This is a genomic window from Vibrio sp. ABG19 (assembly GCF_029962385.1).
GTDB lineage: Bacteria > Pseudomonadota > Gammaproteobacteria > Enterobacterales > Vibrionaceae > Vibrio > Vibrio ostreae.
Genome location: NZ_CP071708.1, coordinates 910,645 through 919,867, shown reverse-complemented (window position 1 = coordinate 919,867; position 9,223 = coordinate 910,645). Strand labels below are relative to the sequence as shown.

Here is a 9,223-nt window from a genome sequence, read left to right as displayed (position 1 = left end):
CGCAGTACCTACCGCCCAGCGAGGTGCCGCCCAGTGTGATGTCGGCGGACAAGGAGCACAGCATGACCCAACCTTTTGCCATCGCCATCCATGGTGGTGCCGGTACCATATTACGCGCCCAGATGAGCGCTGAGCTTAACCGCGAGATCCGCCAGGCTCTGCAGCAGGCCGTCAGCGCCGGTCATCAATTGCTCGCCCGGGGTGGCGATGCCCTGGACGCTGTGGTGGCGGCCGTCAGGGTGCTGGAAGACAGCCCGCACTTTAATGCCGGTCATGGCTCGGTGCTGACGGATAAAGAAATGGTGGAAATGGATGCGTCGGTGATGCATGGCGCGCAGATGAATGCCGGTGCGATTGCCGGGGTGCGCCACATCCGTAATCCGGTTGAACTGGCCCGGGATGTGATGCTGCGCAGCCAGCATGTCATGCTGGCCGGTGAGGGCGCGGAAGAGTTTGCGTTCAGCCTTGGCTATGAGTATACCGAACAGGATTACTTCTTTACCGAGCGCCGTTATGACCAGTTGCAAAGCATGAAGCAAAAAGGCTTGTTTGCCCTGTCGGAATCGGCTTATCCGGACGATACTAAGCACGGTACTGTGGGGGCGGTGGCGCTCGATCAGCAGGGTAATCTGGCTGCGGCGACCAGTACCGGTGGCATCACCAACAAACGGTATGGTCGCATCGGCGATTCGGCGATTATCGGGGCCGGAACGCTGGCCGAAAACGGCACGGTGGCGGTGTCAGCGACAGGGATGGGCGAGTACTTCATTCGTAAAGGGGTGGCCGGGGATGTGGCGGCGCGGATGCGCTATTTGCAGCAGGACGTACATACGGCTTGCGAGCAGGTCATTCAGGGCGATCTGAAAGCGCTGGGTGGTGAAGGCGGTCTGATTGCGATTGACGCACAGGGCGAGATTCATTTTGCCATGAACAGCAGCGGTATGTACCGCGCCAGTATCGATGTACAAGGTCACTTGCTGGTCAAGATTTATGCTGATGAATGAGCGTTGAATTCACTAAATTAATGGATTGCAACGGTAATTTTTCATCCATTTTTTATGCTTAAAAAATGACTGCATCGAATCGTTTTCGGTGCTAGAATCCATTTTTAATCAGCAATCAGACTTGGAAAGATGGGAAATAACGTAGTCGTTCTTGGCACCCAATGGGGTGATGAAGGAAAAGGGAAGATCGTTGATCTTTTAACTGAAGATGCAAAATATGTGGTTCGCTACCAGGGCGGTCACAATGCAGGTCACACACTGGTTATCGACGGCGAGAAAACCGTCCTGCACCTGATTCCTTCCGGTATCCTTCGTGATAACGTGAAATGTATCATCGGTAACGGTGTGGTACTTTCACCTGACGCATTAATCAAAGAAATGACAGCTCTGGAAGAGCGCGGTGTTCCGGTACGTGAACGTCTTTACATTTCTGAAGCTTGTCCCCTGATTCTTCCTTACCACATCGCTCTCGACCAGGCTCGTGAAGCTGCACGTGGTAAAAAAGCCATTGGTACGACTGGTCGCGGTATCGGTCCTGCTTACGAAGACAAAGTTGCTCGTCGTGGTCTGCGTGTTGGCGACCTGTTTGACCGTGCTGCTTTTGCTGAGAAGCTGAAAGAAGTCATGGCACTGCACAACTTCCAGCTGGAACACTTCTACAAAGTTGAACCTGTCAGCTACGAAGAGGTGCTGGAACAGGCGATGGGTTACGCTGATCTGCTCACTTCTATGGTTATCGACGTCACTGACGAGCTGGATGCAGCCCGTAAACGCGGCGACAAAATCATGTTCGAAGGCGCGCAAGGCACACTGCTGGACATCGACCACGGTACTTACCCATACGTGACTTCATCTAACACCACGGCTGGTGGCGTTGCTGCTGGTTCTGGCTTTGGTCCTCGCTACCTGGGCTACATCCTGGGTATTGCGAAAGCTTACTGTACCCGTGTGGGTTCTGGTCCGTTCCCGACCGAACTGTACGATGGTCTGGACAAGCAAGATCCGGTTGGTAAACATCTGGGTACGGTAGGTCATGAGTTTGGTGCGACGACTGGTCGTCTGCGTCGTACTGGCTGGTTCGATGCGGTTGCGATGCGTCGTGCAATCCAGATCAACTCAATCACTGGTTTCTGTCTGACTAAACTGGACGTTCTGGATGGTCTGAAAGAGATCAAGATCTGTACTGGTTATCAGATGGCTGACGGCTCAATTGCGGAAGTATCGCCAATGGCTGCTGACGCATACGACAACGTGACGCCGATTTACGAAACCATGCCAGGCTGGTCAGAAACAACTTTTGGCGCAAAATCGATTGATCAACTGCCACAAACTGCTCTCGATTACATCAAGCGTATCGAAGAGCTGACTGGTGTGCCGGTTGACATCATCTCGACCGGTCCTGACCGTAACGAGACCATCATCAAAGTACACCCGTTTAACGTGTAATTGATAGGAAAGTATTTTTGAAAGCCGGCTGTCTCAGCCGGCTTTTTTTAGGTTCATCGCGGCTTTCCGGGGAAAGCCGCTTTTATCTTTAAAAAAAAGTAATCGATATCTCGGTAACCGTAGCCCATTCGTTTGATTAACTTTATCTTGTTGTTTATCCCTTCGAGCGTACAGGTATTGAGTGGGTAGCTTGCAGAAGCAACGATGCCATGAAGATACGGTTTGAGCTTTCTCGCGAAGTCCATAAGCGGCTTGATCCCGCTTTCTTGAACTTGCTCCCACCATACGTCCCATAAGTCTTCCGCTTCTCTTTCCGACTGGCACCTCCATAACTCTTTAAGCTGAGAGCCAAGTAAATACGTCACCATTAAGTCCTTGTTCATGCTCAGTATCTCACTCAGATAGCTCTCCTGCTTACCGTCTAAATTAGCTCTGTTTTTGAGGAGAACCCAGCGTGAACGTTTCACCCATTGGCGCGTTTTCTTGTCCTGTTTGAGTTGATTAGCTTGGTCAACTCTGACTCTATCCATCACTTCCCGGCCAAATTTGGCGACCACGTGGAATAAGTCGTACACAATGCGGGCGTTAGGACAATGTTGCTGCACTTCAAAGTCGAAAGCCGTATTCATATCCATTGCAACCGCTTCTATGTTCTGGCCATGCTCACCGAGTAATTCAAAGAAGGGACGGATATCTTTTCGGCTGCGTCCGACGCCTATCCAAAGCACTTGATGCGTCTTAGCATCCGCGATAACAGTGGCATAACGATGTCCCTTGAAGAGAGCAAACTCATCCATGACCAGTTGTCTCAGCTCTGCCCAGTTAACCTCTGGCACCACATGTTGCAGCCGACGCTTATCTATCGCCTTAATCGTATGCCAATGAACCCCCGTCATCTGGGCAATATGTTTGATAGGAAGAAGAGGCAACAACTGCTCAATGTAACTTCTTAAGCGGTTAGTCAGGCGAGCAAAAGGTTCAAGCCAAGAAATAGATTCGGTTTTGATACCGCAGTCAGGGCACTTGATACGCCTTGTTTGTAGGGATAGCTCGACGGGTACGCCGAGAATCATCGCTTCCTTAATCGTGCGCCACTGATAATCATGTATGGCTTGAACATGTTGCCCACATGAACATCGAGCAGTTGTGCTGGGTTGGAGAGTAATCGTGATGAGAGAAGACGTTTGTACAGACTTTACGACATGAAAGCCTTCCCAGAACGATGATAGGAAAGTATGATTCGGCATGAAAACGGTAGTTTGTGTAAGGTTGTGTTTGGCGATGTAACCTTATCACTTACTACCGTTTTTGTTTTAAGTTCCCGCTAATCCGCGATGAACCTTTTTTTATGCTTCTCATTCCAGAGCGGGCAACTGCTGCGGCAAAAAGTTGCCAGTCGGTGGCAATATTTGCCTAAAGCGTGGCGGGCATTGGCCGATAAAAGAATTAGACCGGGCCTGCGCGTATCACGCGCTATACTGTTATGGCTATCGGAGTTAACTAAGAGTGCAGGTATGAAGCTACGAACGGTAGCCGCTTCTCTGGTGTTAGTCTTTCACGCATCTTTCAGCCAAGCAAATGTGGCTGAGGTCGGTGAGCCAGTGCCAATTTATTCAGAAGCTGAGCTGATCAAACTAATCGAGAACAACAAACATCTGGAACGCGTTAAAGCGGATAATTGCCAGTTGGTCGAGGACATCGTTGCCCGCGCCACACGCATTAATTTGCCGGCTTACGAGTTTCTGTATGGTGACATGCTGGCATGGGGCGTGTGTGTGGAGCAGGACGTGGAGCTTGGCCTGTACTACATGGAAAATGCCGCTCACCAGGGATTGCCAGCTGCGCTGGAACAACTGGGGCGCTATTATTCGCGCGGCACCTTAGTGCAGCAGGATAAAGAGCGCGCGATTCCTTATCTGCGTGAAGCCGCGTCGATGGGCAATCTTAACGCGCGTATTCATCTTGCCGAGCTTCTGCTGCGCGATTACGGCAGTCCGCTGGATTATGAAGATGCCTACCGCTGGCTCTACAGCTCAGTAACGGCAGACCAACGGACTCACAACCGGATTGCGATTCTGCGCCAGGGGCTGGAGCAGCGTATGCCGCAGAATATTATTGCCCGCGCCAAGCGGCGTACCACCTTCTGGTAGCCTCACCAGACTCCCTTTCTGTACTATTGCGGCCACGTTGTCATACCTGCACGTGGCCGCACTTGTCTCTGTCGTTGCACTTGTCTCTGCCGTTGGCGATACGTCGCCAACGCCAAGCGACAGTGCTTATTTCAAAAAGCGATTCATCTGGGTCAGCGCCTGCATCAGATCGCTGCTGGTAAATGAGTGCTGTGCTTTCGGCTCTAACTGCGGTGTCATGGTCTGAACGCTGCCGCTCGGGTAGGTCACCATAATCTCATCATCCGCCACCATGGCGTAGTTGAAATAACTGCCGATCAGTAACCAGTCCCGGTCACGCTGAGTATCAAACAGATCATAACCCACCGAATAGTCGCTGACCGGGTTAGAGACCCCGAGTGTGCGCTGCATAAAAGTCGGTGCGATATCCTGATGGGTGGTCTTCCAGCGAATGTCTTTACTCTCCCGGCCCGGCACATAGATATAGAGCGGGACATGAATCTGCGCCATGCTGTAGTTACTGCCGTGCCCCCAGTAGTTCTGATGGTTATCGTTAAACTCCTGACCGTGATCGGACGTAATGACGACAATGGTGTGGTCCAGTTCGCCGCGTGCCTGCAGCGATTTCAGGACCCGTTCGACCTGAGTGTCGATGTAGTACAGCGCATTGCGGTAGCGGTTGCGGTACGGCTCAGGATCGAAATCGTTGTTGAGTTTAATGTGATCCACCCGCTCCCAGGAAGGCGAAAAGTGCAGCGGCATGTCAGCCGGAAAATCGGTGGCATGGGCGGAGTCATAGAACAGGAAACCAAAATAAGGTTTGCTGCTGTCACGTGTGTGCAGAAAGTCGATGAAGTCATCGGTAATGCGCGCGTCACGTTGTGGCGAGGTATCTGCCGGTGTATCAATACGCAGATTTTCCACCCCGTTAAATACCGTGCGATCAAACGGCGGGCTGTTCAGCGGCGCCGCGGCATAAATCGCAAACTGATAATCTTGTGCCTGCAGGGCATCCATCAGCGCCGGACGTTGCTGCGCGGACAGGAAAGCGTTCCAGTAGGTCGCCGGCAGACCGTAGAACAGGCTGAAAATACCGGCCTGGGTTGAATTGCCGCCACTGACATGCTGCTGGAAACGCAAACTGCGCTGGGCAAACTGGCTGATATGCGGCGTCACTTGTGGGTTGGCATCATCGTAGCGCCAGGTATCGATGGCGATGAACAGAATATTCGGTTGCTGCTTGGGTTGCTGCGTGGACTTCTCATAGCTGAGCGGATGCAAAGGGTAATTGAGGTTCGAACTCTGTGGCTGGGCCAGAGTCAGGTTCTCTTCGCGTGCCGCCTGGATATCAATCCAGCCCATCTTATGGAAAAAACGTTTGGCAGTCAGAGGGTAGTACAGTGGCCAGTGATAGCTGTAGCTTGGTACGACGCTGTCGTAATTGGCATCGCGCCACATGTGAATGCTCTGGCTGGTCAGCAGGCAAGCAAACCAAATCGCGCAGGCGTATCTGGTCCAGCGCAGTTGAGTGCGAGCCAGTTTACTGCTCAATACGCTCACCACCAGGCTGGCCAGTCCAAGTCCCAGCACAATCATGCCCGCCATCAGCAGGGTGTACCAGGACAGGCTGATGACCTCATCACCGCCTTCGATCAGCAACTCCCAGACGAAACCACTGAGATGGAAGCGGTACTGCTGGTAAACCTGCACATCGACGATCAGCAGCACCGAAGCCAGCCAGGTGATCAGGGTCGCTATACATTTCAGCCAGCGTCCCGGCAGCCAGCTCAGCGCCAGCATGGCTAAACTGATGGCCAGGGCAAACAGACCAAACCAGCCTATCTGGGTGGTCAGCAAGTACAGTTTGGCCAGCCAGTCGTGTTGCGGGGTGATCATCCAAGTCAGATAAGGCAGGCCTAGTACTGATAATAAAACAACGTTCAAAACAAACTGGCTCAGTAACCAGCGCACCTTGTGGCGTACATTTAACAGCATAAGATTATCCGTCTCCGCGAGAGGGGTGAAACAAGAGGTAGAAAGCCGGTCAATGTAGCGTAAAGTTTGATTCATGTCACATATTTGCCTTTGGTGATCTTGTTCAGGATATTTGTTTTAGTTCTTATGCTCAGATTCTCAGTAGGTTATACTGGTGTTCCCTTCATAATTAAGCAGGTCTGGCTATGTCTGACACCCCGCACGTTGATCCTTTCGCGGATCGTGAAGCTGATAACTACGAAAATCCAATACCAAGTCGTGAATTCATTATCGAATATCTGACTCAGGCCAATGTGCCGATGAACCGCAATGATCTGTTCGAGGCGCTGCAGTTGTCTGGTGAGGACCAGTACGAAGGCTTGCGTCGTCGTCTGCGTGCCATGGAACGAGACGGCCAGCTGGTGTTTACCCGCCGTCAGTGTTACGCCCTGCCGGAAAAACTGGAAATCGTCAAAGGCTATGTGATCGGTCATAAAGACGGTCACGGCTGGGTACGTCCGGAAGGCAGTGCCAATAAAGACAATGACATTCTTCTTCCTCATCACCAGATGAAACACATCATCCATGGTGATCTGGTACTGGTACAACCAACCGGTACTGACAAGCGCGGTCGAAAAGAGGGGCGATTAGTCCGCGTGCTGGAAGAGCGTCAAACTCAGATTGTGGGTCGCTTTTTCTTTGAATACGGCTACTCCTATGTGGTGCCGGATGACTCGCGGATTCATCAGGATATCCTGATCCCGAACGAGCTGCGCGGCAGCGCGCGGATGGGCAACGTGGTGGTGATTGAAATTACCGACCGTGGTACCCGCAATCGCGGCATGATGGGCCAGGTGGTTGAAGTGCTGGGCGAGAACATGGCGCCGGGCATGGAGACGCAAATTGCTATCCGCACGCACCAGATCCCGCATGTGTGGCCGCAAGAAGTGGAAAAACAGATTGCCGGTCTGGGTGAAGAAGTGCCGGAAGAAGCCAAACAGGGCCGGGTCGATCTGCGTCAACTGCCACTGGTGACCATCGATGGCGAAGATGCACGGGACTTCGATGATGCGGTCTACTGTGAAGCCAAGAAAGGCGGCGGCTGGCGTTTGTGGGTCGCGATTGCCGATGTGAGCTATTACGTCCGTCCGGATTCTGCGCTGGATAAAGAAGCGATTCAGCGTGGTAACTCAGTCTACTTCCCGTCCCAAGTGGTTCCTATGTTGCCGGAAGTGCTGTCGAATGGTCTGTGTTCTCTCAACCCGCAGGTCGATCGCCTGTGTATGGTGTGTGAGATGACCATTTCGGAAAGCGGTAAGCTGTCTGGTTACAAACATTATGAAGCGGTAATGAATTCCCATGCCCGTCTGACTTACACCAAGGTGCACGACATTCTGGAAGGGGATGAAGAACTGCGTGCGCGTTATCATGCTCTGGTGCCGCATCTGGAAGAACTGCACCGCATGTATAAAGTGCTGAAAGGCTCACGAGAACAGCGCGGCGCGATCGAATTTGAAACTGTCGAAACCAAGTTTATTTTTAACGCCCAGCGCAAGATTGAAAGTATCGAGCCGCTGGTGCGTAACGATGCCCACAAGCTGATTGAAGAGTGCATGATCCTGGCCAACATCGCCTCGGCCTCGCTGGTGGAAAAAGCCAAAGAGCCATCGTTGTACCGCATCCACGAGTCGCCGGGTGAAGAGCGTCTGATGGGCTTCCGTGACTTCCTGTCCGAGCTCGGACTCGATTTAGGCGGTGGCTTGGAGCCGTCGCCGACCGATTACGCTCACCTGATGAGCCAGATTGGCGAACGTCCGGATAAAGAACTAATACAGACCATGCTGCTGCGTTCGATGAAGCAGGCGGTATACAACGCAGACAATGCCGGCCACTTTGGTTTGGCGCTGCAACGTTATGCTCACTTTACTTCGCCGATCCGCCGTTATCCGGATCTGCTGCTGCACCGCGCGATCAAGTATCTGATCGCCAAGCAGGAAGGGACCAATAAAGATCGCTGGACACCGACCGGCGGTTATCATTATTCCTTTGATGATATGGATTTCTATGGTGAGCAGTGTTCGATGACCGAGCGCCGTGCGGATGATGCAACGCGCGAAGTCTCTGACTGGCTGAAATGTGAATACATGCAGGATCACGTGGGTGAAGAGCTGGAAGGCGTGATTGCCAACGTGACCGGGTTTGGCTTCTTCGTACGCCTGACGGATCTGCACATCGATGGTCTGGTGCATATTTCCAACCTGGCAAACGACTACTATCAGTTTGATCCGATTGGCCAGCGTCTGGTGGGGGAATCGTTTGGTGCCATTTACCGCCTCGGCGATGCGGTCAAAGTCAAAGTGCTGGCAGTTAACCTTGATGATCGTCAAATAGACTTTGAATTAGTGGAAACAAGTCGTAAGCTACGCGGCGAAGGTAAAACGGCTAAGAAACGCGCGGCGGACGCCAAAGCCAAGGCGAAAGGCAAAAAACAGGCCGCCACTCGTGGCGCGAAAGCGGTTCCGCAAATTGAACCGACCAAACGCCCTGAGGACAGGGATGCCGCCGAGCAACCGAAGCGTAAAAAAAGCAAAGCGGAAAAAGCACGTAAGCATCAGTCGCGCAGTAAAGCCGACAAAGCCCGTGCGAAAAAGTAAGCCCGTGCGAAAAAGT

At 52.4% G+C, this 9,223-nt stretch carries 6 protein-coding genes; 4 read left to right on the top strand and 2 right to left on the bottom strand.

Going from position 1 to position 9,223, the window contains the following annotated elements:
* Window positions 1-62: 62 nt before the first annotated feature.
* Window positions 63-1,004 carry an isoaspartyl peptidase/L-asparaginase gene (locus J0X00_RS10440; protein WP_282478018.1) on the top strand — a complete coding sequence of 314 codons (942 nt, stop codon included), beginning with the start codon at window positions 63-65 and terminating at the stop codon, window positions 1,002-1,004.
* A 129-nt stretch (window positions 1,005-1,133) separates the two neighbouring features.
* Window positions 1,134-2,450, top strand: a complete 1,317-nt coding sequence (locus J0X00_RS10435; RefSeq protein ID WP_218562661.1) for an adenylosuccinate synthase — start codon at window positions 1,134-1,136, stop codon at window positions 2,448-2,450.
* Between the two features lie 53 nt (window positions 2,451-2,503).
* Here the strand turns inward: J0X00_RS10435 and J0X00_RS10430 are convergent, their stop codons facing one another.
* Window positions 2,504-3,697 carry an ISL3 family transposase gene (locus J0X00_RS10430; protein WP_282478017.1) on the bottom strand — a complete coding sequence of 398 codons (1,194 nt, stop codon included), beginning with the start codon at window positions 3,695-3,697 and terminating at the stop codon, window positions 2,504-2,506.
* 267 nt (window positions 3,698-3,964) lie between these two features.
* Between J0X00_RS10430 and J0X00_RS10425 the strand changes: the two genes are divergently transcribed.
* A complete protein-coding gene (locus tag J0X00_RS10425; protein WP_136485214.1) occupies window positions 3,965-4,600 on the top strand; it encodes a tetratricopeptide repeat protein in 636 nt (211 codons plus the stop codon).
* 126 nt (window positions 4,601-4,726) lie between these two features.
* Here J0X00_RS10425 and J0X00_RS10420 read toward each other — a convergent pair whose 3' ends face one another.
* Window positions 4,727-6,574 (bottom strand): DUF3413 domain-containing protein, encoded by a 1,848-nt coding sequence (locus J0X00_RS10420; protein ID WP_218562662.1) that lies wholly within the window; start codon window positions 6,572-6,574, stop codon window positions 4,727-4,729.
* 185 nt (window positions 6,575-6,759) lie between these two features.
* Between J0X00_RS10420 and rnr the strand changes: the two genes are divergently transcribed.
* Window positions 6,760-9,207 (top strand): ribonuclease R, encoded by a 2,448-nt coding sequence (gene rnr / locus J0X00_RS10415; protein ID WP_282478016.1) that lies wholly within the window; start codon window positions 6,760-6,762, stop codon window positions 9,205-9,207.
* Window positions 9,208-9,223 lie beyond the last annotated feature (16 nt).

What these genes read in the sequence shown, in the direction of transcription:
- J0X00_RS10430 (WP_282478017.1), bottom strand. Translation starts at nt 3,697, where the DNA reads ATGCCGAATCATACTTTCCTATCATCGTTCTGGGAAGGCTTTCATGTC.
- rnr (WP_282478016.1), top strand. Translation starts at nt 6,760, where the DNA reads ATGTCTGACACCCCGCACGTTGATCCTTTCGCGGATCGTGAAGCTGAT.
- J0X00_RS10425 (WP_136485214.1), top strand. Translation starts at nt 3,965, where the DNA reads ATGAAGCTACGAACGGTAGCCGCTTCTCTGGTGTTAGTCTTTCACGCA.
- J0X00_RS10435 (WP_218562661.1), top strand. Translation starts at nt 1,134, where the DNA reads ATGGGAAATAACGTAGTCGTTCTTGGCACCCAATGGGGTGATGAAGGA.
- J0X00_RS10440 (WP_282478018.1), top strand. Translation starts at nt 63, where the DNA reads ATGACCCAACCTTTTGCCATCGCCATCCATGGTGGTGCCGGTACCATA.
- J0X00_RS10420 (WP_218562662.1), bottom strand. Translation starts at nt 6,574, where the DNA reads ATGCTGTTAAATGTACGCCACAAGGTGCGCTGGTTACTGAGCCAGTTT.